The sequence below is a fragment of the Bradyrhizobium sp. 142 genome (assembly GCF_023074015.1).
Classification (GTDB): Bacteria; Pseudomonadota; Alphaproteobacteria; order Rhizobiales; family Xanthobacteraceae; genus Bradyrhizobium.
Genome location: NZ_JADPKQ010000524.1, coordinates 20,272 through 42,997, shown reverse-complemented (window position 1 = coordinate 42,997; position 22,726 = coordinate 20,272). Strand labels below are relative to the sequence as shown.

At 63.3% G+C, this 22,726-nt stretch carries 21 protein-coding genes, 1 tRNA gene and 3 pseudogenes; 9 read left to right on the top strand and 16 right to left on the bottom strand.

Going from position 1 to position 22,726, the window contains the following annotated elements:
• Positions 1 to 180: 180 nt before the first annotated feature.
• Together IVA82_RS47050 and IVA82_RS47045 are read right to left on the bottom strand one after the other, a co-directional pair.
• Positions 181 to 579, bottom strand: coding sequence for a hypothetical protein (locus tag IVA82_RS47050; protein ID WP_247383223.1), 399 nt, complete (start codon positions 577 to 579; stop codon positions 181 to 183).
• A gap of 295 nt (positions 580 to 874) precedes the next feature.
• The gene (locus IVA82_RS47045; RefSeq protein WP_247383226.1) at positions 875 to 1,222 is read right to left on the bottom strand and encodes a DUF3307 domain-containing protein; all 348 of its coding nucleotides are present in this window, start codon (positions 1,220 to 1,222) and stop codon (positions 875 to 877) included.
• Positions 1,223 to 1,621: 399 nt separating this feature from the next.
• Between IVA82_RS47045 and IVA82_RS47040 the strand changes: the two genes are divergently transcribed.
• A complete protein-coding gene (locus IVA82_RS47040) occupies positions 1,622 to 3,052 on the top strand; it encodes a TAXI family TRAP transporter solute-binding subunit (RefSeq protein ID WP_247383222.1) in 1,431 nt (476 codons plus the stop codon).
• A 122-nt stretch (positions 3,053 to 3,174) separates the two neighbouring features.
• A pseudogene (locus tag IVA82_RS47035) lies at positions 3,175 to 3,394 on the top strand (hypothetical protein).
• A gap of 4 nt (positions 3,395 to 3,398) precedes the next feature.
• Here IVA82_RS47035 and IVA82_RS47030 read toward each other — a convergent pair.
• Positions 3,399 to 4,274, bottom strand: coding sequence for a DUF6537 domain-containing protein (locus tag IVA82_RS47030; RefSeq protein WP_247383220.1), 876 nt, complete (start codon positions 4,272 to 4,274; stop codon positions 3,399 to 3,401).
• 30 nt (positions 4,275 to 4,304) lie between these two features.
• Complete coding sequence (locus IVA82_RS47025; RefSeq protein ID WP_247383219.1) at positions 4,305 to 4,976, bottom strand: cyclic nucleotide-binding domain-containing protein; 672 nt, start codon at positions 4,974 to 4,976, stop codon at positions 4,305 to 4,307.
• A gap of 260 nt (positions 4,977 to 5,236) precedes the next feature.
• Between IVA82_RS47025 and IVA82_RS47020 the strand changes: the two genes are divergently transcribed.
• Together IVA82_RS47020 and IVA82_RS47015 are read left to right on the top strand one after the other, a co-directional pair.
• Positions 5,237 to 6,346, top strand: a complete 1,110-nt coding sequence (locus tag IVA82_RS47020; protein ID WP_247383218.1) for a cyclic nucleotide-gated ion channel — start codon at positions 5,237 to 5,239, stop codon at positions 6,344 to 6,346.
• A gap of 12 nt (positions 6,347 to 6,358) precedes the next feature.
• The gene (locus tag IVA82_RS47015; protein WP_247383216.1) at positions 6,359 to 7,144 is read left to right on the top strand and encodes an enoyl-CoA hydratase/isomerase family protein; all 786 of its coding nucleotides are present in this window, start codon (positions 6,359 to 6,361) and stop codon (positions 7,142 to 7,144) included.
• Here the strand turns inward: IVA82_RS47015 and IVA82_RS47010 are convergent, their stop codons facing one another.
• Positions 7,145 to 7,579: a DUF6157 family protein gene (locus tag IVA82_RS47010; protein ID WP_247383214.1), complete on the bottom strand. Its 435-nt coding sequence runs from the start codon at positions 7,577 to 7,579 to the stop codon at positions 7,145 to 7,147.
• 17 nt (positions 7,580 to 7,596) lie between these two features.
• Entirely contained in the window at positions 7,597 to 8,241 is a 645-nt protein-coding gene (locus tag IVA82_RS47005) for a glutathione S-transferase family protein (protein ID WP_247383212.1), read from the bottom strand.
• A gap of 87 nt (positions 8,242 to 8,328) precedes the next feature.
• Here IVA82_RS47005 and IVA82_RS47000 point away from each other — a divergent pair, with 87 nt between their 5' ends.
• Both IVA82_RS47000 and IVA82_RS46995 read left to right on the top strand, forming a co-directional pair.
• Entirely contained in the window at positions 8,329 to 9,372 is a 1,044-nt protein-coding gene (locus IVA82_RS47000; RefSeq protein WP_247383210.1) for a YafY family protein, read from the top strand.
• Positions 9,373 to 9,470: 98 nt separating this feature from the next.
• Complete coding sequence (locus IVA82_RS46995; RefSeq protein ID WP_247383208.1) at positions 9,471 to 9,701, top strand: hypothetical protein; 231 nt, start codon at positions 9,471 to 9,473, stop codon at positions 9,699 to 9,701.
• Positions 9,702 to 9,769: 68 nt separating this feature from the next.
• Here IVA82_RS46995 and IVA82_RS46990 read toward each other — a convergent pair whose 3' ends face one another.
• From IVA82_RS46990 to IVA82_RS46980, 3 genes are all read right to left on the bottom strand, one after another.
• Complete coding sequence (locus tag IVA82_RS46990; RefSeq protein ID WP_247383207.1) at positions 9,770 to 10,717, bottom strand: fatty acid desaturase; 948 nt, start codon at positions 10,715 to 10,717, stop codon at positions 9,770 to 9,772.
• Positions 10,710 to 11,747 carry an alpha/beta fold hydrolase gene (locus IVA82_RS46985; RefSeq protein WP_247383206.1) on the bottom strand — a complete coding sequence of 346 codons (1,038 nt, stop codon included), beginning with the start codon at positions 11,745 to 11,747 and terminating at the stop codon, positions 10,710 to 10,712. Before IVA82_RS46985 ends, IVA82_RS46990 begins: the two co-directional genes overlap by 8 nt.
• A 152-nt stretch (positions 11,748 to 11,899) precedes the next feature.
• Positions 11,900 to 12,703: an MBL fold metallo-hydrolase gene (locus IVA82_RS46980; RefSeq protein WP_247383205.1), complete on the bottom strand. Its 804-nt coding sequence runs from the start codon at positions 12,701 to 12,703 to the stop codon at positions 11,900 to 11,902.
• A 192-nt stretch (positions 12,704 to 12,895) separates the two neighbouring features.
• Between IVA82_RS46980 and IVA82_RS46975 the strand changes: the two genes are divergently transcribed.
• The gene (locus tag IVA82_RS46975; protein WP_247383204.1) at positions 12,896 to 14,098 is read left to right on the top strand and encodes an MFS transporter; all 1,203 of its coding nucleotides are present in this window, start codon (positions 12,896 to 12,898) and stop codon (positions 14,096 to 14,098) included.
• 52 nt (positions 14,099 to 14,150) lie between these two features.
• Here IVA82_RS46975 and IVA82_RS46970 read toward each other — a convergent pair whose 3' ends face one another.
• The 4 genes from IVA82_RS46970 to IVA82_RS46955 form a co-directional block, all read right to left on the bottom strand.
• The gene (locus tag IVA82_RS46970; RefSeq protein ID WP_247383203.1) at positions 14,151 to 15,764 is read right to left on the bottom strand and encodes an acyl-CoA synthetase; all 1,614 of its coding nucleotides are present in this window, start codon (positions 15,762 to 15,764) and stop codon (positions 14,151 to 14,153) included.
• A gap of 146 nt (positions 15,765 to 15,910) precedes the next feature.
• On the bottom strand, positions 15,911 to 16,399 hold the full coding sequence (locus tag IVA82_RS46965; RefSeq protein ID WP_247383202.1) for a DUF2059 domain-containing protein: 489 nt from the start codon (positions 16,397 to 16,399) through the stop codon (positions 15,911 to 15,913).
• Positions 16,400 to 16,435: 36 nt separating this feature from the next.
• A complete protein-coding gene (locus IVA82_RS46960) occupies positions 16,436 to 17,653 on the bottom strand; it encodes an OpgC domain-containing protein (protein ID WP_247383201.1) in 1,218 nt (405 codons plus the stop codon).
• 315 nt (positions 17,654 to 17,968) lie between these two features.
• Positions 17,969 to 19,708, bottom strand: a complete 1,740-nt coding sequence (locus IVA82_RS46955) for a hypothetical protein (protein WP_247383224.1) — start codon at positions 19,706 to 19,708, stop codon at positions 17,969 to 17,971.
• A 179-nt stretch (positions 19,709 to 19,887) separates the two neighbouring features.
• On the opposite strand from IVA82_RS46955, the pseudogene IVA82_RS46950 reads away from it, so the two are divergent.
• Both IVA82_RS46950 and IVA82_RS46945 read left to right on the top strand, forming a co-directional pair.
• Positions 19,888 to 20,382, top strand: a pseudogene (locus tag IVA82_RS46950) (hypothetical protein).
• 185 nt (positions 20,383 to 20,567) lie between these two features.
• Entirely contained in the window at positions 20,568 to 21,722 is a 1,155-nt protein-coding gene (locus IVA82_RS46945; RefSeq protein ID WP_247383200.1) for a thermonuclease family protein, read from the top strand.
• Positions 21,723 to 21,886: 164 nt separating this feature from the next.
• Here the strand turns inward: IVA82_RS46945 and IVA82_RS46940 are convergent, their stop codons facing one another.
• From IVA82_RS46940 to IVA82_RS46930, 3 genes and pseudogenes are all read right to left on the bottom strand, one after another.
• Positions 21,887 to 22,081, bottom strand: a complete 195-nt coding sequence (locus IVA82_RS46940; protein ID WP_247383199.1) for an XRE family transcriptional regulator — start codon at positions 22,079 to 22,081, stop codon at positions 21,887 to 21,889.
• A pseudogene (locus IVA82_RS46935) lies at positions 22,078 to 22,245 on the bottom strand (type II toxin-antitoxin system RelE/ParE family toxin); the annotation flags it as partial. The pseudogene IVA82_RS46935 and the gene IVA82_RS46940, both read right to left, overlap by 4 nt.
• A 311-nt stretch (positions 22,246 to 22,556) precedes the next feature.
• Positions 22,557 to 22,633, bottom strand: a tRNA-Met gene (locus IVA82_RS46930).
• Between the last annotated feature and the right edge of the window lie 93 nt (positions 22,634 to 22,726).

Here is a 22,726-nt window from a genome sequence, read left to right as displayed (position 1 = left end):
CCGTTTGGCCAACGCGATCGCCAGAACCCTGCCGCGATGCCCGTGTTGCGGCCAAAGCAAAATGCGACCGCGCCGAAATTTGTGACGCAGTAGAACTAGTGCATGATCCGGAAAAGTGTGCAGCGGTTTTCCGGCAAGACGATGCGCCAACAAATATCTTAAGTCGTGACCGATCGCGCTTTAGGCCGGAACGGCTTCCGCGATCTCATCGTCGAACTCGTCCTCGAGCGGTGCAAGCACCGAGAGCGGCTTGGTCGACAGCGTGATCGGCTTGCGGCCCCCCGACAGCGATGGCGTCGATTTCGCCGCGGCCCCGCGCGACAGCGCGTAGAGCGTCGAGCCGACGCGGCCGCCGCTGTCGATCAGATCGCGCTCGGTGCAGCTTGCTGCGATCGCGACGGCCAGCGAGTGCAGATGGCTGCGGCGATAGCAAAACAGCGCCAGCATGGCGCGGACGTCGGGGGCAACTGTCTCAACCAGCCTCGGCAGGCCGCCTTCATTGGCGCGATACATCTCGCCAAGGAGTTCGTCGCGGACCGGGCAGAAATCGCTTTCATAGGCGTCGCGGCTTGAAAACATTGCATTCTCCTCGATGCCGAAGATGCCGCGCAATTCTCTAATGAAAGGTTAACCACGCCGCCCGGTAGTCACCCGGGGCCCTTGCGCCCTGGCCGCGAATCAGCCGGCTCGGGGCGCCTTCTCTGGCAGCCATCCTTCTAGACGCCCGGCCTTGGCGGGCCGTCAGGATGAGGTCTTGACCCGCGGCGAGATCTTCGACCCTCATGGTGAGGAGCGCCGCCTCCGGCGCGTCTAGCGGACGATGCTTCGCATCGCCGCGAGAACCACGAGGCGAGCGCGCAGCCAAGCGCGGCGGTCAGTTCGCAGCCATGAAAATGGAGAGGCCGAACCCGGTGAGATGGTGCAGCGCCTGGTCAACGCCGATCAGGGTCCAGAACCAGGGATGCTCCTGGTTGACGCCGAAATTGGCCGAGACCAGACCTTTGGCCCGGTCGATCGTGATGTGAATCACGAAATCGATCACCGCCACGAACCAGAATCTCGGCGCGACGATCAGGATCAGCGGCAGCGCAACTGCAAAGTGAATCAGGCAGTGCACAAGCAGCGGCAGGGCCCAGCCGTGCTTCTGGTCCTTGCCGTGCGCCATCCAGGCAGTTTGCAGCACGAAATCGGCGATGATGTGCTTGAAGCTGAGCAGCAACATCCAGCCAATGAGCGCTTCAACGGGAATCGCCGATGACAGGGGTGGAAACGACAAGCTGACGCCCTCATTGACGTGACAAGAAAAATTGGAGCGTTCAGCGCAACTTCTTCTTGGACCGGTCAAATCGCCGGGACCTGTGATTTATGACATCTCCCGCGGCGGAATGCAGCCGGGGGAACCGGAAAATCGCCAACTGTGGCTAAACGGCGATAGGACGACCAATCGCCACGGTGCGTCAAGTAAGGTTACCCTCGGCTCGAAATTTGCATTCCCTCCCAGGCGCGCTATCATCTCCAGGTAGAGGATTATCGTCCTTTTTTCAGACGCTTACGAATATTTGAGCGCATGGATCGGCAAACCGGCGGCGCTCGCTCATCAGGATTAGGCCAGAGTGCTGCCATGAGTACTGAAGGCCCGACATTATCGACCGAGCAGCCGACGCGGCGCCCCAAGGTCATCAAGACCAATCAGCAACAAGTCTTGCTATACGTCGTGCTGACCCTGCTGCTGTCGCTTGCCACCGTCTGGGCCGGCCGCACGCTGGTGCATAGTTCAGAGACGCTGACCTTTGCCGTCGGCGCCCCCAACAGCGACGAAGCGCTGTTCGCGGCCAAGCTCGCCACCGTCTTGAAGAACAACGCCTCGCGATTCCGGATCAAGCTCGTCAACAACCCTGACAATGCCAAGGCGGTCGCCCAGTTCGACCGCAAGCAGGCCGACCTCGCCATCCTGCGCACGGATGCCAAGGTGCCGCCGCGGGCGCGCACGCTGGCGATCCTGGAGCACGACCTCGTGCTCCTGCTCGGTCCCGGCAACAAGAAGATCAAATCGCTTGCCGAACTGAAGAAGAAGAAAGTCGCGGTCCTCGCCGAGAACGAATCCTCGCTCGCCTTCGTGCGCAGCATTCTCGACAATCCTGACGGGCCCGATGCCGCAAAGATCCAGATGGCGCCGCAGGGCGCAACGCTCGATAAGCTGTTTGCGCCGTCGAGCGGCTTTGGCGCGGTGGTCGGCATCGTCCACGCCTCCAGAGCGGTGCGGGACAAGGCTTATCAACAGGCCGCCAGGCGCGGCGGCTTCACGCTGAATGCCATCGACGAAGCCAAGGCGCTGGCACGCAAATTCCCCGGCATTTCCGCCGAGACACTGACTGCGGGCACGCTGTCTGCATCACCTGAGATCCCCGACGACGATCTCGACACGATCGGGCTCGAATGGCTCCTGGTCGCGCAATCCAAGATGTCCCTGACAACAGCCGGAGAACTCGCGCGCATCGTCTACGAGAACAAGTCCGAGCTCGGGCTCGACAGCGGCTTTGCCACTAGGATCGAGCCGGCCTCGGTCGAGAAGGACGCCTATGTAATGGCGCATCAGGGGGCCGCCGACTACATCAACGACGACACCAAGTCGTTCATGGATAAATATAGCGACCTGATGTATCTCAGCGCCGCAGCGCTCAGCGTCATCGGCTCGATCTTCGCCGCGATCTACGCCAAGATCACCAGGATCGCGCCGGAGAAGGCCAGCGAGCTCTCCACCGCCATCCTCGACATCGGCGAACGCATCGAGCACGCCCACTCGCTGGATCAGCTCGAACGTCTCCAGGACGAGCTCGAAGGCATCTTGCGCGGCGCCGTCATCGGCTTGCGCGACGGCACGATCAGTACCGACGGGCTCGACACCTTCAAGCTCGGCTACGAGTTCGTCCGCGATGAGATCGGGATGCGCCGCGACTACCTCAAACGCCATGCCAGCGAGGCCGAAAAGGCCGCCTCTCCCTCGCACGACGACACCAACGTCGTGGTGGTGAAGACCGCTCAGAGTGCCTGACCTATCGTCTGCAGAGCTTGGGCCTGGGCCAGCGGCCTTTCTGGTGGGATCGCCGCCCGGAACTCAGGAACCGTGCCGACGACTTGCAACCGTTGGCTCACGGCACAACCGGAGAACGCACCATGCGTATGCTCCTTCTTATCCTCCTCACGGGAATGCTGGTTGCGGTCGGTTACTTCGCCTATTCCGCCATGACAGTCGAGGGCGAGCCGATTCCGACGCAAGGGTATGTGGCTCTGGCCCTCGGCGCAGGGCTTCTCCGTGATCGTCGGCGTCGGGCTCATGGTGCTGCTGTTCTTCAGCAGCCGCCGCGGCTACGACGAGCCGCCACATTTCAAGTGACGGTTCAGCCCAGCGCCGCCACAGCCGCCTCACCAAGCGTCCGTGCCCTGATCCTGGCAATGGCACGCTTCAGCGCCACCTGCTGGCGGTCCGGCTCGGCTGCGGCGCGCGCCTCAGTCATCGCGCCGGCGAGGTCGGCTAGCGGCAGCGCACCATCGAAGGTCGGCTTCGCCAGACCGTCGATGATGGCGTGCCAGTCGGCGAGTCCGTGGCGGTAGGGATCGCCATGGCCGGTGATCATGTTGGCGCTGTCGATGATCGCCGGCACTGCCTGCGGCTGCTTGACCAGCGCGCGCGAAATCATGTGCAGCCAGCGTTCGACCCAGGCCCGCTCCTCGGCATAGCGAATCGAGAACAACCGCCAGCGTTTGAGGGCGGCCTCCAGCTTCAGACGCCGGATTCCGATCCAGCTCGCGTTCGAAAAACGGATCGAGATCCGCCGGTGGCGCCATCCGATCATGTCGAGCGCGTCGAGCATCGGCTCGCCGGCAATCGCCGGCAGCGCGCCGATCAGCTCGTCAATGCGGAACTTCCTGACCTCGACCGATGGCGGCCGGCCATTGGCAAGCTCCATCAACTTAAACTGCGCGATCCGGATCGGATCCTCATAGGCCATCCGCATCGCCATCAGGCGTGCGATGTCGCACAGCGTGCGACCGTCGTTACCGAGGCGGCCGACGAAACGGCAGACCCGGTCGACATAGAGCTGGGCATAGCTCGTGCCCTGATATTCGGTGAGCAGATGAATGCCGTCGCTGACGGCGAGCGCCGCGGCTTCGGGCAGCCCCTCGGGCAGGAATGGCGGCGTGTCGTGCTCTTCTCCGATGATGTCCTCGAAGAGGTAACGGAGCGAAGCCAGGATGCCGTCGTCGTTGGACACGCGATCAATTCCCTCAAGCAACGCGAGGCCTCAAACCGGCTTCGGTCCTGTCGTCGCCATCGCCGCGCTCTGCTGCGCCAGCCGCTGCTCCAGCGTGTTGAGGTTCTGGAACAGGCGCGCGCTTGCAAGCCGCAGGAAGTAGAAGCCGAAGGCCGGGTTCTGCACGTAGAGTTCCTCGACCTTGTTATAGCCGACGCTGAGGACGATTCCGGGCTCGACGCATTCGAGCGTCTGGGTCCGGGTGTTCGACGGCGAAAGCATGCCGAGCTCGCCGACGATGGCGCCGACCGGCAGCTCGATTCCGGATTCGACCAGGCGGAAGCGGCCGCTGACGATATAGGCCATGTCCTCGGCCTTCTCGTCTTTGTAGAACAGCACCTCGCCGGCCTTGCATTTGCGCTCGATCATGAATGGCTTCAGCCAGTCCATCGAGAGGTCGGAATTGACCGACTTGCGGACGTCGCGCACGAGTTGGAGCATCTGATGCAGGCGATAGCCGTTGAGCGCGAGCACCACGGTCTGCACGCCAATCACCAGATAATTATGCGCGGGGATGGCGGTCGCGATCAGGACGAGATTGGTGAGAATGCCGAACACGCGCAGCGGGATCATCGTCCGCATGGTCGTGGTGGCCACCACGAATACCGAGGCGAACAGGGCGCCGGCGGTTCCTGCGTGCTCTGCGATATGTGACGTATCCATCGGGCCAACAACCTTGAATGAACAGAGCGGGCTCGCCGGGGCGAGAAGGCCCGACATCGCGGCCGCGCATCCCATATATGGGAAAACCGCGCGGCTTGTCTGTGATTTGGCTCATTGGATGCGCGGATTCCGCCCCTCATGGCGGTCCGGCACGGCAGCCCACCGCGCGTCGTTGACGGCCTCGGCCCGGGCAGGCACTTTGGCATCGACATCCCAGCCGGGACCTCAAACGCCACCCAAAGACCGGGCCGCCTTCGCGCATGTCCAAGCCTCTGATCTCCGCTCTGGCCCAGTTCGTGGCCGCCACGGCCGGCCGCAACATGACCAAGGCGGCCTATCTGGCCGTGACCGTCGGCGTCGCGACCATGGTCCTGTTGACGGTCAACCCGGCCTATGAGGTAGCGCACCGCTGGGTCGATGCCGTGCTCTGGGCCTGCCTGGCCTATTTCGTGTTCGAATGGCTGGTCCGGCTACGCCACATGGCGCGCCACCGACGGCTTTCGCTCTACCTGTCTTCATCCGCAGGCCTGATCGATGCGGTCGGGGCGCTCGCCGTGCCGGTGGCGCTGACCGTCGGCATCGAGCCGAGGACGGCCTGGCTGCTCAGCGTGCTCTGGGTCTTGAAAGTGGTGCCCGGCATTCCCGGCTTGCGGCAGCTTCGCCGGGTCCTCGTGCTGGAATCGGGCCCGCTGCTCAGCGTGCTCGTGATCTTCCTGATGGTGGTCTTCCTCGCCTCCGTCGCCGAATATTTTCTGGAGCGGGACGTGCAGCCGCAGACCTTCGGCAGCGTACCGGCCGCGCTGTGGTGGGCGGTGGTAACCTTGACCACGACCGGCTATGGCGACGCGGTGCCGGTGACCCCGCTCGGACGCATGGTGGCGGCGCTGGTGATGATCTCCGGCCTCGGCGTGTTCGGACTGTGGACCGGCATTCTGGCGACCGGTTTTGCCGCAGAGACCCGGCGCGACAATTTCCTGAAGACGTGGGAATCCGTCAGCAAGGTGCCGTTCTTCGCCGCGCTCGGCCCGGCTGCGATCGCTGACGTCACGCACATGCTGCGGACCATGGAGCTACCCGCCCGCACCATGATCATCCGCAAGGGCACGCAGGGCGACTGCATGTATTTCATCGCTGCCGGCGAGGTCGAGGTCGACCTGCCCGGCAAAAAGGTGCAGCTCGGCGAAGGCGCGTTCTTCGGCGAGATGGCGCTGCTCGGCAACAACATGCGCGGTGCCAACGTCTCGACCACGAAGGTGTCGCGGCTGCTGGTGCTCGACCTCGTCGACTTTCGCGTGCTGATGGCGCGGCACCCCGATCTTGCCAACACCATCGACGCGGAAGCCAGGCGCCGCACGCTCGAAAACAGCTAAATGGAGACAAGAATGTCGGATACAGCCGACGCGGCCTCTGGTCCCGTGCTCGAAATTGGCGGCGCCTGCGCCACCATCCGCCTCAACCGTCCCAAGCATCTCAACCGGCTGCAGGCGGAGGACCTCGGGGAGCTGACGAAACTGTTCGACCGGGTCGAGGCGGATCCGGCGATCCGCGTGCTGGTGCTGACCGGAACGGGACGCGCCTTCTCCGCTGGCTATGACCTCAACTCGGTGGCCGAGCGCGCGGTGAGCGCCAGCGAGCAGCAGAGCGCAGGCTCGGCGTTCGAGGTGGTCGCCAACCGGCTCGAGGATCTCGGCGTGCCGACGATCTGCCGGCTCAATGGCGGCGTCTATGGCGGTTCGACCGACTTGGCTCTCGCCTGCGATTTCCGCATCGGCGTCGACAGCGCTGAGATGTTCATGCCGGCGGCGCGGCTCGGACTGCACTATTACAGCAGCGGCATCAAACGCTACGTGACGCGGCTCGGCGTCGACAACGCGAAAAAATTGTTCCTGACGGCGCAAAAGATCAGCGCGCCAGAGATGCTGCGGATCGGCTATCTCACCGCCATGGTGCCGGAGGCAGCTCTCGACGAGGAAGTCGACAAGCTCGCGACGATCCTGGCCGGCAATGCCCCTGCCGCGATGCGTGGCATGAAGCGCGCGATCAACGAATTCGCCCGCGGCGAGCTCGACGAGCAAGCTGCCGACCAGCGCCACCGCGACAGCATGCGTGGCGACGAGATCAAGGAAGGCATCAAGGCGTTCGCGGAGAAGCGGCCGCCAAAATTCTGATCACGCCCGCTTCGACCGCATCGCGCGCACCTGCGTGAGCTTCGGATCGCGGACGAGCGCCTGGTAGCGTTTGCTGTCGATGGCGTAGATCGCGACCCGGCCCTCGCTGTCGGCATGAACGCCCCAGCCAAAGCGCTTGCCCAGGCTCGACGCCCTCATGCACGCCTGCCCCCGCGAAAAAAACGTTTCACGGGCCGCACGCTCCTCCGCTTTCGTCGTCTTCACGTCGAGCTCGCGTCCGGGTGCAGACGTCGCGAAGATCACGTCGTCGGACGTATATTTGTAGGGTGCCTTGGCGATCATGCCGTATTGCAGGCAGGCCACCGTCGGCTTACCCGCGCGCAGCGGCGGCTCCTCGCCAGTACGCGCCGGACAATCTTCGGCAACCTGGATGAAGGTGTTGAAGCAGTTAGTCGTGTGCATCGGTTTCGTCATCTGCGACCTCGATCGGCTCATCCTCCAACAGCCGCGGCATGCTGCGCCGCCATCTCGTCATCCGCTGCATTGATGCGCTGGAATGCAGGCCGCGATGTCATGCGCTCGGCATAGCTTACGAAGACGTCTTTCTTCGGTACGATGCCGAACATCATGGTCCAGCTGAACGCGACGCCCCACAGAACATCCGCGGCCGTCATGCGTTCGCCGAGCAGGTACGGCCCCTTCGACAGTTGCGCCTCGAGCGCGCCAAGCATGGTGTCGTAATCGGCATAGGGCGATTGTGTGATCGGTGACGGCTCCCGCTGCATGAATTTGTCGATCAGCGCCGGTTCGAACGAGGCGCCGTAGTAGGCGATCCACCGCAGGTAGGGACCGCGCAGCGGATCGTTGAGTCCAGGCGTCAGGCCGGCCTGCGGAAACAGATCGGCAAGATAGATGGTGATCGCGACCTGCTCGGTCACGAGCTCCCCGCCGCGGCGGATCGCCGGCACCTTGCCGAGCGGATTGATGGCGAGATAAGCGGGCTGGCGCTGCTCGCCCGCCTTCATGTTGAGGACATGGAGATCGTAGGGCGCGCCCAACTCCTCCAGCAGCACCCGCGTGCCGGTGGCGCGGCTTTGCGGCGAGTAATACAGCGTGATGCGGTTTGGATCGGTCATGGCAGGTCTCCCATCTGGCGGGCTGGCGGTGGCGCATCTCTAGCGGACCATACCTGACATCCCCTGTCAGGTATGGTTTAAAGAACCATGCGTGCGAGCCGGATGCTGTCGATCCTTACCACCCTCCAGGCGCGGGGGCAGGTCACCGCGCCTGAACTCGCGGAGGCCTGCGACGTGTCGGTGCGCACGATCTATCGCGACATCGACGCACTCGCGGCGTCCGGCGTACCCGTCTACGCCGACCGCGGCGCGGAGGGCGGCTATCGGCTGCTCGACGGCTACCGGGTGCGGCTGAACGGGCTGTCGCAGAGTGAGGCGGAAGCGCTGTTCCTCGCGGCATTGCCAGGCCCGGCCGCGGCGCTCGGACTGGATGCGGCGATGCTCGCCGCGCAGAACAAGATGATGGCTGCGCTGCCCGCCCATTTGCGCCAGGATGCCGGCCGGATGCAGGAGCGTTTTCATCTGGATGCGCCGGGCTGGTTCGGCGAGACGGAAGAACCAAAGCATTTGCGCGCGATCGCCGGCGCGGCTTTACGCGGGACGCTGATCAAGATCCGCTACCAGAGCTGGCGATCGGAGAAGCAGCGCCAGGTCGCGCCGCTCGGGCTCGTGCTCAAGGGCGGCAGCTGGTATCTCGCAGGCGAGGTCGATGGCAGCGTGCGGACCTATCGCGTCGCGCGCGTGCTCGACTGCACGGTGTTGGACGATCGGTTCGATCGTCCAGTCGATTTCGATCTTGCCGCCTATTGGCAGGCAGCAACGCTCCGTCTCGAGGCCGAGATGCATCCCAATGTCGCAATCGTCCGGCTGTCACCGTTCGGCGTCAAGCTGCTCGATGCGCTGAGCCAGCCTTATGTCAAGGCGCGCATGCAGCTTGAAAAGACCGCCGACGCGGATGGCTGGCGCATTGCCAGAGTGCCGACTGGCAAGACGTCGTGGCACGCCGCAGCCGAATTGCTGCGGCTCGGCCCCGAGGCCGAAGTGCTGGAGCCTGCAGATCTCCGCGAGAAGATCGCGGAGCTGACGCAGGCGATGGCCGCGCGCTATCGCGCATGGTCGCAGACCGCGGATCCGGCGGCGCGGAAAGCCTCGCGGCGGCGCATTCTGCCGCAGCCCACGAAACAATCCTGAAACACGATTCTCCCCGGGCGGCTTGAACGCGTCTGCGCTCCGGCTCGACCGAGATGCAGGGACACAACAACGGCTCTGTGCCACACTGGAGAATGAAGATGTTTCGCAAGCTTGCACTTGGTCTGATCGCCGGCTCGCTCGGCGTTGCCGCTCTCGCCCCCACCGCCGCGTCGGCCCACGGTTTCCACCATCACTGGGGTCCAGGCTGGGGCTTTGGCGGCATCTACGTCAACACCGGCGTCAACAACTGCTACCAGGAGCGCGTCGTCCAGACCCGCCACGGCCTGCGCGTGCGCGTGGTGAACGTCTGCGCGTACGGGATCTACTGATATCAGGCGTCCACGACAAAGCCCCGATCGCTCCACGATCGGGGCTTTGCGCGCTGAACTCGCATTGACTAGCCGGGCTGTCGCTGCCGGCGAAACCAGGCCCAGATCTCGCGTGTGGTCGCGATGTAGCCACGGCCGCGATAGACGATCTCGCCGTCGACGATCTCGTTCAGCTTCGGCAGCGCGTGAAAAGGGATCGAGGGATAGGCGTGGTGCTCGACGTGATAGGGCATGTTCCACGCGAACCATTTGACGATCGCGCCGGTATAGGTGGTGCGGGTGTTCTGGAAGGCGCTGTGGGTGCGCTCGCAGCCGGTATGCTCGGCATAGAGATAGGGCCGCAGGAAGGATTGCCCGATGACCAGCGGGATGATCCAGACCCAGAGCAGCAGCGCTGACGAGAACCACAGCGAGAGCGCAAAGAGCGCAACATAGAATCCGGCATAGACGCGTGCCTCAGTCAGGATGACCGCACGCTTGTTCTCGGGAATCCAGGGCACGGTGACCTTGCCGCTGATGGCGTGGCCGAGCATCAGCCAGAGACGACCGGCAACTTGAAGCACACCGCTATAGGCGATCGCGAGCTGCGTGTCGGATGCCGGCTTGACGCCGACGATGAGCTCCGGGTCCTTGTCCGGATCCTGGGTGTAGCGGTGATGGTCCCAGTGGAACAGGCAATAATATTCGTAAGGCAACCCGATGATGAAGCCCGAGAGATAGCCGACGGCGAGATTGAGGCTACGGCTCTTGAACGCCGTCTTGTGCGCGGTCTCGTGCACCGCCATGAACAGGAAGGCGACGAAATAGCCCTGTACCGCCATCAGCGGCAGCGCCCAGAGCACGCCATAGCTCGAGGTAACCTTCCAGATCAGCGTCCCGATCAGCACGACCACGCCGTAATGGCACACGCTGCGGGCGGTGCCTTTGAGGTTTGAGCGAACCGATAATTCGCGCAGCATTGCCGGCGCCAGTGGCTTCAGGCGATGGCCGGTCTCCGAAACGGTCGCGTCACTCATGATGGGCCCTGCATGACTTGCCAAGGAGTTCTGCGATCTCGGCCTTGATGAAGGCGTGATCGCGCGGATTGTTGACGGGATTTCCGGCACGATGGCCATGCATGGACGGGATCGGGCGCAGCGCGGCGGATCTTGCATTGACGAGCCGGCCGAGCTCGTCCTCGTTGTCGCGCACGTCGAAATAGCGATCGGTCGCGCCCGGCATCAGCAGTATGTGCGCCTTGATCGCGCCGAGCGCTCGGTCGAAATCGCCGCCGAAAGCGGCGCAGCGGCTGATGTCTGCATTCTGCCAAATGTCGATCTGCGCCAGCAGATCGTTTGCATCGCGCCGCGCGAAGGTCGCGTCCCAGGAGCGGACGAGATAATCCTCGAGCGAGGTGAAGCCTGCTTCCCGCCAGACCTCGTCGCGATAAAAACCGTGCGACATCGCCCAGCCGGCATAGACACGCCCCATCGCGCGGAAGCCCGCGACTGGCTGTTCGATGAAACGGCCATCGCGGAAGGCGGGATCGGCTGTCAGTGCGGATTTGACGCCTTCGAGGAAGACGTGGTTGTAGGGCGCGCAGCGTGCGCTGCCGCAGACCACCGCCGCGCGCTCGACCATATCCGGATAGCAGGCCGCCCAGTGATAGGCCTGCATGCCGCCCATCGACCAGCCATAGACCAGCGCGAGCTTCGAGATACCGAGACGTTCGATGAGCAGACGGTGCTGGACGGCGACGGCATCATGGTAGGTCACTTTCGGAAACGCCGCGTTCGAATTAGACGGCGAGGAAGACAGGCCGTTGCCGAGCAGGTTCGGGATGACGATGAAGTAGCGCGTGGGATCGAGCACGCCGCCGGGCTGGATCAGCCACTCGGTGTCGGTGTGCTGCGCACTGAACGAAGTCGGATAGAGGATGACATTGTCCTTGGCCGGGCTCAGCGTGCCGTAGGTCTTGTAGGCGAGCTTCAGCGAAGGGAAGACGGTGCCGGACTGGAGCGCGACGTCGCCTGCCTCGAATATCTCGTCATCGCGCTGCGCCGTCATCTCCAACTCCCGCTCACGCGGCCGCAGATCGCGCCGCTGGTTTGACGATGCATCGATCGTGCCGAGCCCAGCAAACGTACCGGCGCGCTTAATAACTGTACCAATAGTACAGTTATTAGATGAAGGCAAGGCGGATCTGAACCAGCCGTGGCTCAGGCGATGGCTGCGATATATCGCTCGACGGACGCCGCGAACGCGGCCTTGGCGCTGGCGTCGATGTTGCGGCCCCACCACGCGCCGTAGATGCGGTCGAAGCCGAGCGGCGCGACAGCGTCGGCAATCCGTCGCACCGCGCGGGCATTGAGCGGCATGTAGTTCGGATAGGAATACATGAAGCTGACGAAACGGCGGTCCATTGTCACCTGCGCGATGTCGCCGGTGAGCAGTGCGCCCTTGCCGTCGGCACCGCGCGACCAATGCAGCATGGTGGCGCCAGCGAAGTGACCGCCGGTGCGCAGAAGCAGCAAATCGTCGGAGATACGAAGGCTGTCACCGGTCCAGTGCTCGATCGCGGCGTGCGGCCGCGTCACCCACCGGCGGTCGTCCGCATGGAGATACACCGGAATGCCGCCGAAGGCATCGCTCCAGTCGGCGAGCGCGCCATAGTAGTGTGGGTGCGAGATCGCGATCGCCTTCAAGCCGCCGAGCGAACGGATATGCGCAACCGCCTCGGGCGTCGCCAGCGGCACGCAGTCCCACATCACGCAGCCATCTGCCTGCGGCACCAGCAACGCGCGCTGGCCGATGGCAAAGCTTGGCTCGAGCGCAAGGCCGGCGAGGCCGAGTTCGTCGCGCCACACCAGGCGATGGCTTTCCGTCAGCGCTTCGCGTGTAAGGAAGGTCTGCCCCTTCCAGTTCACGAACTGCCGTTCATCCTCGCAAATCGGACAGGACGCCGGCGGCGCCCCGCTTGCCGGAAATTGCGCGCCGCAGGTTTCGCAGGTCCAGAGGGGCATGCCGTGCTCCCAAGAGAGACGATCCAGCTTCAATAAAGACTTGCTCGCCATAACCGCAAGGGCCAACCACCCGTGCGAGAACCGGAACTAACCCGATCAGCGCCCGTTACACTCTTATCCACGCCAGAACGATTGGCTAAAAGGAACACGTTCCACCTGCCGAATCCCGGCTGAGACCACGTTTTGGTATAGATGACATCGCGGTTCCCCTCCTCGTCCCGTATCTGGCCCCTGTTCGCTCTCAACTTCTTCATGGCCGACATGCAGTCGGGCATCGGACCGTTCGTCGGCGTCTTTCTCCAGGAGCGCGGCTGGGCGAGTGGGCTGATCGGCACCGCGATGACGGTGGGCAATGTTGCGGGCATGCTGATCACGACGCCGATCGGCGGTTTCATCGATGCCAGCCGCAACAAGCGGCTGTGGGTCGTCATTCCCGGCATCTGTGTGGTCGCGGCATCCGCGATCATCCTGATCTCGCAGAATTTCTGGGCCGTCACCTTTTCCCAGGTTGCGCAATCGCTGGCGAGCGCCGCGATCGTGCCGGCGGTGACCGGCATCACGCTCGGTATCGCGAAGCAGAAAGGATTCAACGCGCTGAACGGCCGCAACCAGGCGTTCAACCACGCCGGCAACATGGTCGGCGCAGCGGTGTCGGGCTATCTGGGCTATAAATTCGGTTACGTCGCCGTGTTCGTGCTGGCGGCGCTGTTCGGTGCCATCGCGATCGGCTGCGTGCTCATGATCCCTGCGAAGGCGATCGACGACCGCGCCGCGCGCGGCAGCAAGGGGGATGATCCCGACAGCCAGCCGGATGCGCTCACGATGCTGCTCAAGCACAAGCCGCTGCTCGTCCTGGCGCTGGCACTCGCCCTGTTCCATCTCGGCAACGCAGCGATCGTGCCGCTCTACGGGCTTGCGGCGGTGGCCGAAGCCCAGGCCGATGGGCCGAGCTTCGTTGCGACCACCATAGTGATCGCCCAGGGCGTGATGATCGTGACCTCGCTGATCGCGATGCAAGTCGCGAGCAAGCGCAATTACTGGCCGGTGATCCTGGTCTCTTTCATGTTCCTGCCCATTCGCGGCGTGCTCGCATTCTTCCTCACGGGATGGTGGGGCGTCGTGCCGATGCAGGTGCTCGACGGCATCGGCACGGGACTTCAGACCGTCGCCGTCCCCGGCATGGTCGCCCGCTCGCTCAACGGCACCGGCCGCATCAATCTCGGCCAGGGCGCCGTGATCACCGTGCAGGGCGTCGGCGCAAGCCTCAGTGCCGCGCTCGGCGGCTGGATTGCCCAGTGGATCGGCTACGGCCCGACCTTCCTGCTGCTCGGCAGCTTCGGGCTGGCGTCGATGGCGCTATGGCTCGCGTTCGGGGCTGCGGTGAAGAAGTATTGAGGGGCTTTTCTCCCTCTCCCCATTCTTGCGGGGCAAGGCGAAGAACAGCGCCTCACGTGCCAAAACTCTTCTGGATCGCCTTGTCGAGCGTCTCGCCGCCGACGAAGCGCTGGCGCAGCTCGCGCTTGAGCAGCTTGCCGCTCGGGTTCTTCGGCAGGCTGTCGACGAAAATCACGCGCTTCGGCACCTTGAAATGCGCCATCTGGCCGGCGCAGTGCTTGATGACGGAGTCTTCGTCCAGCTTCTCGCCGCTCTTGACCACGACGATGGCGGTGACCGCCTCGATCCAGCGCGGATCGGGCAGGCCGACCACGGCAACCTCCGAGACCGCGGGGATGCGATAGACCATCTCCTCGACCTCACGGCTCGCAACGTTCTCGCCGCCGGTCTTGATCATGTCCTTGACGCGGTCGACCACGGTGATGTGGCCTTCGGCATCGACGGTGGCAAGATCGCCGGAGTGAAACCAGCCGCCGGAGAACGCCGCCGCGGTCTTCACGGGATCGTTGTAATAGCCTGACAACAGATGCGGCGAGCGGTGCACGATCTCGCCGACTTCTCCGACCTTGACGTCCTCCATCGAGGTATTGACCACTCGTGTCTCGACATTGAGCACCGGCTTGCCGGCCGAGCCGGCCTTGCGCAGCTGGTCCTCGGGCCGCAGCACGGTGGCGAGCGGGGCGATCTCGGTCTGGCCGTAGAAATTCCAGAACTTGACATTAGGCAGGCGGCGCTGGAGCTCCAGCAGCACCTCCACCGGCATGATCGAGGCGCCGTAATAGCCCTTCTGCAATGTCGACAAATCGCTCTGGTCGAAATTCGGCGAGCGCAGCATCGCGATCCAGATCGTCGGCGGCGCGAAGAACGAGGTGATCTTGTGCGCCTGGATCAGCGCCAGGATGTTGTCGGCGGTCGGCTTGCCCGTGATCACGCCGGAGGCGCCGAGATAAACTTGCGGACCCAGGAAGACGTCGAGCTGCGCGCAGTGATAGAGCGGCAGCGCGTGCAGGAACTTATCGTCCACGCTCATGCCGCCGTCGATGATGCAGCTGACATACTGCCACATCACGGCTTCATGGGTCAGCATCGCGCCCTTGGGGAGGGACTCCGTGCCACTGGTATAGACGATCTGCGCGAGATCGCGGCTGTCAACGGAGGCGTCCAGGAACGAGCTGCCGGGATGCAGGAGGTCGTCGAAGGTGGTGAGGTCCGCTGGTGCCGTCGCAGGATCCTCGCCCGGCAACCAGATCAGCTTCTCGACCGCGCAGTCCCTGGCGCTTGCCGCACGCGCCGCCTCGACGAAATCTGGACCAGCCGCGAGCAGCTTTGCGCCCGAGCTCTTCAGGATGAAATTGACCTCATCCGGATTGAGCATGAAGTTGATCGGCACCAGCACCGCGCCGATCCGCGCCACCGCAAAGCGAAGCGCCGCGAAGGCATGCGAATTGCGCGAGAGCACCGCGAGGCGGTCGCCCTTCTTCACGCCGAGGCTGAGCAGGCCACGGCCAAGCCGGTTGCAGATCGCGTCGAGCTCGGCAAAGCTCCAGCTCGCGCTGCCGCAGCTCACCGCGAGCTTGTCCGGCTCGCGGCCTGCCGAGCGGCGCAGGAGATCGCCGATGGAATGCTCGCGGGCTTTCGCGATGGTGTGAGTAAGGTCCTCGGCCATATTTCTCCCCATGAAATTCTTGCTTCCGGTGATGATGCACGACCGGAACGTAGGGCTCAAGCCAATGATGGCCCGCAGGTCGGGCGAGGAAGCGCCGGCGTATCACCGGACGCTTCGAGTTCGTGGCGCATTGAGCGCCGAAACGCTCAGAGCTTGTGTCCCTTCTGGCGCAGGGCCTCGATCAGGCGCTGCTTCAGCTCGTCGGCAGCCTTCTGGCTGACGTCCTGACTGATCTGCGCGCTGGCTTGCGCCAGCGCGTCCGACTTCTCCAAAAACTTCCGTCCCACAGGCCCGGCGTAGAACGCCTCCATCTGGCGCAGCTCGTCGAGGGTGAAGTTCGCGGCGTAGAGGGCCGCGATCTGATCGATCATCGAGGCGACGTACGGTGCATAGATCTCGGACCCGGGCGCCGTCACTACATCGTAGTCCCGCTCGATCTCCGGCCTGTCCTGGGCGACCACGGGCCGGAGCTTGAGCAGCAGTTGTGGCAACAGGGCACGATACTGGTCCGCAATCTTCAGCGTGACGACGAGCTTGCGCGCCGCATTGATCGCCTCGGGCGACGCCGTTTGCGCCGATGCACCGCAGACGAGGAACAGGAGCGTGCCGGCGATCGTCAACAAGCGTCTGGACATGGACCTCTCCGTGAGAACGCGCGCGGCGCGGTGATTTCAACGGATCGCAGGCACCGCCGCGGCGGTCGCGGCCGGGAGTCTTTCTGATGCGGTCTCGGACTCCTCGACCTCCGTCACCTTGACGAACAGGTTCGGCACCCGCTTGGCGCGATCGAGCAGCCACGCGGCTCCGATCATGATGACGATGCCGGCGATGGAGACGGCGAGCTGCTCCCACACGCCCTTGGTGTACTGGGTCAGGATCCAGTGCGCCGAGAACGACAGGAAGACGCCGAGGCAGAAGATCGGCAGCGAATGCTGGCCGCAGAGGATCACAGGGCGCAGCCAGGGCCCGTGCAGCGCCCGCCATTTGCGCGAGATGAAATGGGTGATCCAGATCGCCAGTGCCAGGAAGTGGGTGAAGCGCAGCATATCGAGATCGGTCTTGTCGATCGGGTAGATCGCCTTGATCATCCATTTCGGGATCAGCGCCTCGAGGGCGGGGACGTGCCAGGTCATCACGATCAGAAGCGCGAAGGCGAGCCAGGCGGCGGCCAGCGCCATCGTCGCCTTCGACCAGACCCATCTTGCCACCTTGTCGATCTGGCCGATACCGCACCAGGCCGCGAACACGAACATCAGCTGCCAGCAGTACGGGTTGAAGTACCAGGTCGTGCCGGGCGGATAGGAGGCGATATTCCAGTTGAACCAGCGCGCCAGCACATAGAGCACAGCGGAGGCCGCAAGGGTCAGGTTCGGCCGGCGCACCAGGCACCAGACGATGAAGGGCGCGGCGAACACCAGCGTGATGTAGAGCGGCAGCACGTCGAGATTGACCGGCTTGTATTTCAAAACGATCGCCTGCCCGATCAGCTCGTCCGGATGCGACAGGAAATTGAACACGTTGAATTCGTGCTCGTACATCGGATTGTCGAAACGGCGCGCGGTGCGCGCGATCTGCGCCGTGAACAGAAGGAACAGCATGATGTGGGCGACATACATCTCGGCGGCGCGCCGCCACAGCCGCTTGAGCGCCGCGAGAAACCAGCCGCCCGCCACGATCGGCCCGTAGATCCAGCCGACGAGATAGCCTGATATGAAGACGAAGAACTCGGCGGCATCGCTGAAGCCGTAATTGCGTAGCGTCAGCCAGGCGACGACGTCGTGCGGGATGTGGTCGAGGAAGATCATCCACAGCCCGATGCCGCGGAACAGATCGAGCCGCAGATCGCGCTCGATTGGCGCCAACAGAGCTTGCTCGTCCCGTGCAATCATGGCCCCGCCTCTTCCGGTGGGCGTCGCGGCGTCGCGGCGCCGATAAAATCGGATGCTAAAAAATGTGAATCAAAAGTCACCTGGCCCTGCGGCTAGGCCAACGGTAGCCGACCTCTGTCCGCGTGCAAGAGGCTTTGTCACGGAGCGGACGGCAAGAGCGGGCGGCATCAGCGTGGCGTTCTCTACGCTGCACAACGGGCGTGGCCTTTAAGAAGGGCGAACAACCCCATGCATAGTAGCTAAGCCATTGTGCTGCCTGCAAGATTTATCTGACATATCGACCGCGCCGGCACAATGGTGGACCCGAGGGAAGGATCAGGTCAGCTCATCGCCCCGGGCGAGCATCTCGCTCAACATCGCCTCGGCCTTCTGCCTGAGCGGCAGCGCACCACTCTCGGATGCGATCGCGATGGTGCCGCGCAGGGCAGCGAGAATAGCCGCCTTGTTCTCGTCGCTTGACGGCGGCGTCGCCACGGCCTCGCCGGCCTCGAGGCCAGCAAACCCCTGCTGTCGGGCGGTGTTGCGCGCCTCGCGCAGCATGTTCTGCGCGGCCTGGACGTCGCCGAGCCGGTTGGTGGCAAGCGCCAGGTAGATCGAGCTGCGCAGCACTGCCGAGGTATAGCCGACCGCCTTGGCCTCCTCGCGCGCTTCGCCAAGCATGCCGCGCGCCCGGTCGAACAGCCTCTGCTCCAGATAGGCGATGCCGAGATGGCAGGCGAGCACGGGGACGAACAGCCGGATGCCATGCTTCTGCGCGAGGACAAAACCTTCCTCGAGAATCGCCGCGGCCGCCGCCGGATCGTTGCGGCCAAGCATCAGCCAGCCGCCGCTATAGGCGGCCGCGACGCGGTCATAGGGACGGCCCGTCTCCTCCGCAATCGCGGCGGCCTGCTGCCGAAGCTGCTCGGCGACATCGAGCCCGCCCATAACGGTGTGGGTGAAGCTCTTCATCATGCAGCAGAGCAGGAGCAGGGATCGGGGGGTCGTGCCAATCGGGGCGCCGGCCTCCGCACCCGTCAAATGGGCATGGGCAACAGCCAATGTCTTCTCAGATTCATGATAGCGGCCCGCAAGGAAATAGGCCTGTCCCAGACTGTATTGTGCGAGATTGCGCCAGCCGGGATCACCCCACTCTCCCGCGAGACGAACGACTTCCTCGCCGATCGCGACAGCTTCAACGGGCGTACCATAGAAATTCTGTGCACCCGCTCTGACGGTCATCGCCGCTACCTTGCGTCCGATGTCGCCGATGGCATGAGCGCGCCGTTCGGCATCCTTTCCCAGCTCAAGGGCCTCGGCAACGCGGCCAGACCCCGCAAACGCCAGGCGCGCCTCCATCCGCAGGTCAATGGCATCCGTTTCCCGCGAATGGGACACCGGCAACTTGTCGAGCGAGCCCATCGCGATCTCGAAGTAATCGACCGCATCGGCATATGCCGAGCGGGCCAGACATTTTCGAGCGGCGCTCCTGCCGTGGTGAAACGCCTTCTGCCACTCCTTCGCACGCGTCGCATGATAGCAGAGTGTATCCGGGCCATCGGACCACATCTCTTCGCTCTCGAAGGCCGCTAGAATTGCGGCATGAATGCCCTCGCGCACCTTTTCGACCATCGAGTCGTAGGTCACCTGTCGAACCATTTCGTGTCGAAATTCGAGGGAGTCCTCCAATTCACTGTCGATCCTGACGAGTAACTCGGCCCGATCGAGTGCAGCGAGACAATTCTGTAGGACATCCTCCGGCAGCGCCGCCACTTTGCGCAGCATGGCCTGGTTCGCGCGAGGGCCAAGCGAGGCGGCGATCTGGAGAAGCGAGCGTTCCTGCCGCGAGATCCGGTCCAGCCGGGCTGCGATCACGCCCTGGATGCTGCTCGGGATACCGAGCTCGTCAACAGGCCGCACAAGGGACAGGTCACCCCATTGGCCCAGAAGCGTGCCGCTGTCCTTCAGACTGCGGCAGACTTCCTCGATGAAGAGCGGGACATTGGCCGTGTGAGAAATGATCCGGTTCTTCAAGTCCACATTTGCCGTCGAAGGGCCAAGCATCTCTGCGAGCATGGCCAACCCTGAATCGTTATCGAGCGACCGCATCGCCACGATTTCTGCGTGACAGCGCGCGATCCAGACCGGCATTCCGTCAGGCCACACCAAATCGGGTGATCGGCCGCAGCGTGACGCGTATTTTCGGCCAACGCGGCTACAGGTTTTGACAAACAGAGATATTGAGGAAAGAGACGATGGCCGGACTGACATATAGCGGCAAGGCATTTCGAGATTTGATGAACAGCAATTACTATCCTCTGGCGAATATGAAAAAGAGCGTCGCGAAGCTCAAGGCATCAGACGACATCGATCTGCCGACGTTGGAATACGGCCAGTACCACCTGATTTTGACCCCGGCATCGCAGTGGCCGCAGGGAAGCGCCAAGTACTGGCACAAGGAGAAGGGCCGGGCGCGCGTCGACCTCAGCACCCAGCCGAACACGATCCCATTGTCCAAGGATGAGCCCGGCGTCATCCCCCTGACGCGATGCGATCTGCTCGATGCCTGCGTCCGGAAATGCTTCAACTCCGAGCCGCCGATCCCGATGAAGACCAACATCATCACCCACTAGGCAAGCGATGCCTATGCCCACCGGCACGAGATCCGGCTGGAGTGGGAATACAAGAAGGGCGACGACAAGGCGCCGACGCTGCTCTATCTGACGATGGTCTGCCCGCACAGATCCTGATTCAGCCGAATCCGGAGCCGGTCCGTCGCTCCTCGCTCTGCGCGACGGATTGATCCTGCCCTGTCGCGTGCGACCGGCACCTCCACGTCATGGGCCTGTCGCACGAAGATGATCCGCTGTCCGCAACTGCGCGCGTAAGTCGCTCCCCGGAAGCGACCGCCGCGCCCGTTTGACAGGAGCGGCCGATGCCCGTGGCACTGCTGGAGGTCGAAGGCACGATCGATGTCGGCCAGTTCTCGCCGGAGGGGCGATCGGACGCCGACACCACCAAGGTCGTGGTGAACGTCGCGCCCAGCGCGATCCGCTTCCGCAAGAGTGACGCCTCGCCGTCCCAGCCGACCCGTGTCTTCAACGATGCCAAGGTCAAAGGGCGAACCAACACGGCGCCGATCAAGAACGGCAAGCTCACCGTTCGCCTCCAGGGCATCGACGCGCCGGAGTTGCACTATCAGCCGTCGCCGCTGTCGGGCGCCGAGAAGAAGGGGCTGACGGACGCCAAGCGCGCGGCCTATCACGAGGTCACGCATCCTTATCGGCAATTCCTCGGCGCGACCTCGAGCAAGGCGCTGCATGACTTCCTCGCCAGCAGCGGCGAGGCGACGCTGGCCTGTCGGGTGTTCACCCATGTCGATGCGCCGAACGAGGTGTTCGACACCTATGGCCGGCTGGTCGGCGACATCGAGGTGACGGTCGGCGGCAGGACTGTCGACTTGAACCGCTGGCTGGTCGAGCAGGGCCTTGCCTATCCGACCTTCTACTCCTCGATGAACGACGACGAGATCAAGGCCTTCCTCGCGCTTGCCAAGACCGCGCGATCGAACAAGCTGCCGGTCTGGAAGCATCTCGCCAAGACCGTTCCGGCCTTCGACTTCGACCTGCGCGAACCCAAAAAGAACGAGACCGACGTGCTCGCCTCCGACAAGGGCCCGGTGATCATGCCAAAGCTCTACCGCCGCCAGACCAACTGGTCGGCGCGCAAGAAGGCGAAGGTGACGAGCCAGAACTTCCAGAAGTTTTTGGCGGAAGGATCAGGCGGCAAGCCCGACACCTGCTACGCGATCGACGATTTCCTGACCAACGGCGTGCATTCGGCGACGCCGCGGAATTTTGCGGAGTTCGTCGAGGGCGGGGACAACGATCAAGTTTCAGCCGGATGGGCTGGTGTTCGGGGAAGCGCCGTCGAGTTTGGTCGGGGCGGACGGGAAGGCGATTACGAAATTCTGACGGCTCCCGGTCCCAAACAAAATGGCCCGCTGCACCCTCCCAGTCGGCCATCGCTGCTCCCCTTCCCTCCTTTAACAATCCTCGATTTTGGAGCGCATTGTCCGTACGCTCAATGAGCATACGAAAGGCCGTTGTCTCATCCATCGGATGTCTTCTTAGGCCGCGACACGCGAACTGGGTCTACGTGCGGGCTTGTGCCGGATAACCACGTCTACGCGATAGTTGAGTCGATCCAGGCAGCGAACCAGTCGATCAATCGAGAACTTCCCAACCCGGCCAGTCACAGCGCAGACACATCGGGCTGCTTAAGACCAAGCAGCTCCGCGGCCTTCACTTGAGTAAGCCTACGGCGTTTGATGATCGCGCGAAGCTCACGGACAAGCTTGGCTTTGAGAAGCTCTTCTTCAGGGTTGGCAAAGCCAAGGTCAGCGAAGATGTTATCGCTGCCGGCGGTTGCCTTGATAGCCTTGCTCATTTTTTGCCTCCTTTTCCGCGGTTCTCCTGGTAATGGGCCTCGGCTGCCTTTAGCCGAGTCCTGATTACCTCGATGTCGTGCTTGGGTGTCTCAATCCCCTTCTTCGACTTCTTTTGGAAGGCATGAAGGACATAGATCACTCCAGCAAAGCGAACTGTGTAGACGGTCTCAGAGGTGAACGCGTGTCGCAATTGCTGCGTCACGGGTCGTAACTCGCTGGAATTTATGCGCGGCTGGCTATTTAGTAATCGGCACGCTCCCATGACTAAGGCCAAGCGTTCCTCGGAACGCTCCTCCCCATCGACGTAGGAGTACGCAACGGCCGCCGTTCGCTCACCGTGGCCATCCCGAGCGCAAATCGGTTGCGGGTGAGTTGAACCTACTGAACTAGTCCATTGATCTTGTTGGTGCGAGAGTTCGACCTCAAAAAACAAAACCCAGCAATCCATTGATTGCTGGGTTTTAGTATCGAATTTGGTTGCGGGGATAGGATTTGAACCTATGACCTTCAGGTTATGAGCCTGACGAGCTACCGGGCTGCTCCACCCCGCGTTAAACCGTTGCTTTGCCTTCGCGAAAAATGCCGGGGACGGTGGATAGAGGGCCGACGCTGCTCGCGTGGCTTGCTTCTTCCGTCCCAAAGGC

Coding starts and splice junctions, on each gene's coding strand:
- IVA82_RS47050 (WP_247383223.1), bottom strand. CDS start 579: ATGTTTTCAAGCCGCGACGCCTATGAAAGCGATTTCTGCCCGGTCCGC.
- IVA82_RS47045 (WP_247383226.1), bottom strand. CDS start 1,222: ATGTTGCTGCTCAGCTTCAAGCACATCATCGCCGATTTCGTGCTGCAA.
- IVA82_RS47040 (WP_247383222.1), top strand. CDS start 1,622: ATGAGTACTGAAGGCCCGACATTATCGACCGAGCAGCCGACGCGGCGC.
- IVA82_RS47025 (WP_247383219.1), bottom strand. CDS start 4,976: ATGGATACGTCACATATCGCAGAGCACGCAGGAACCGCCGGCGCCCTG.
- IVA82_RS47020 (WP_247383218.1), top strand. CDS start 5,237: ATGTCCAAGCCTCTGATCTCCGCTCTGGCCCAGTTCGTGGCCGCCACG.
- IVA82_RS47015 (WP_247383216.1), top strand. CDS start 6,359: ATGTCGGATACAGCCGACGCGGCCTCTGGTCCCGTGCTCGAAATTGGC.
- IVA82_RS47010 (WP_247383214.1), bottom strand. CDS start 7,579: ATGACGAAACCGATGCACACGACTAACTGCTTCAACACCTTCATCCAG.
- IVA82_RS47005 (WP_247383212.1), bottom strand. CDS start 8,241: ATGACCGATCCAAACCGCATCACGCTGTATTACTCGCCGCAAAGCCGC.
- IVA82_RS47000 (WP_247383210.1), top strand. CDS start 8,329: ATGCGTGCGAGCCGGATGCTGTCGATCCTTACCACCCTCCAGGCGCGG.
- IVA82_RS46995 (WP_247383208.1), top strand. CDS start 9,471: ATGTTTCGCAAGCTTGCACTTGGTCTGATCGCCGGCTCGCTCGGCGTT.
- IVA82_RS46990 (WP_247383207.1), bottom strand. CDS start 10,717: ATGAGTGACGCGACCGTTTCGGAGACCGGCCATCGCCTGAAGCCACTG.
- IVA82_RS46985 (WP_247383206.1), bottom strand. CDS start 11,747: ATGACGGCGCAGCGCGATGACGAGATATTCGAGGCAGGCGACGTCGCG.
- IVA82_RS46980 (WP_247383205.1), bottom strand. CDS start 12,703: ATGCCCCTCTGGACCTGCGAAACCTGCGGCGCGCAATTTCCGGCAAGC.
- IVA82_RS46975 (WP_247383204.1), top strand. CDS start 12,896: ATGACATCGCGGTTCCCCTCCTCGTCCCGTATCTGGCCCCTGTTCGCT.
- IVA82_RS46970 (WP_247383203.1), bottom strand. CDS start 15,764: ATGGCCGAGGACCTTACTCACACCATCGCGAAAGCCCGCGAGCATTCC.
- IVA82_RS46965 (WP_247383202.1), bottom strand. CDS start 16,399: ATGTCCAGACGCTTGTTGACGATCGCCGGCACGCTCCTGTTCCTCGTC.
- IVA82_RS46960 (WP_247383201.1), bottom strand. CDS start 17,653: ATGATTGCACGGGACGAGCAAGCTCTGTTGGCGCCAATCGAGCGCGAT.
- IVA82_RS46955 (WP_247383224.1), bottom strand. CDS start 19,708: ATGCTCGCAGAGATGCTTGGCCCTTCGACGGCAAATGTGGACTTGAAG.
- IVA82_RS46945 (WP_247383200.1), top strand. CDS start 20,568: ATGCCCGTGGCACTGCTGGAGGTCGAAGGCACGATCGATGTCGGCCAG.
- IVA82_RS46940 (WP_247383199.1), bottom strand. CDS start 22,081: ATGAGCAAGGCTATCAAGGCAACCGCCGGCAGCGATAACATCTTCGCT.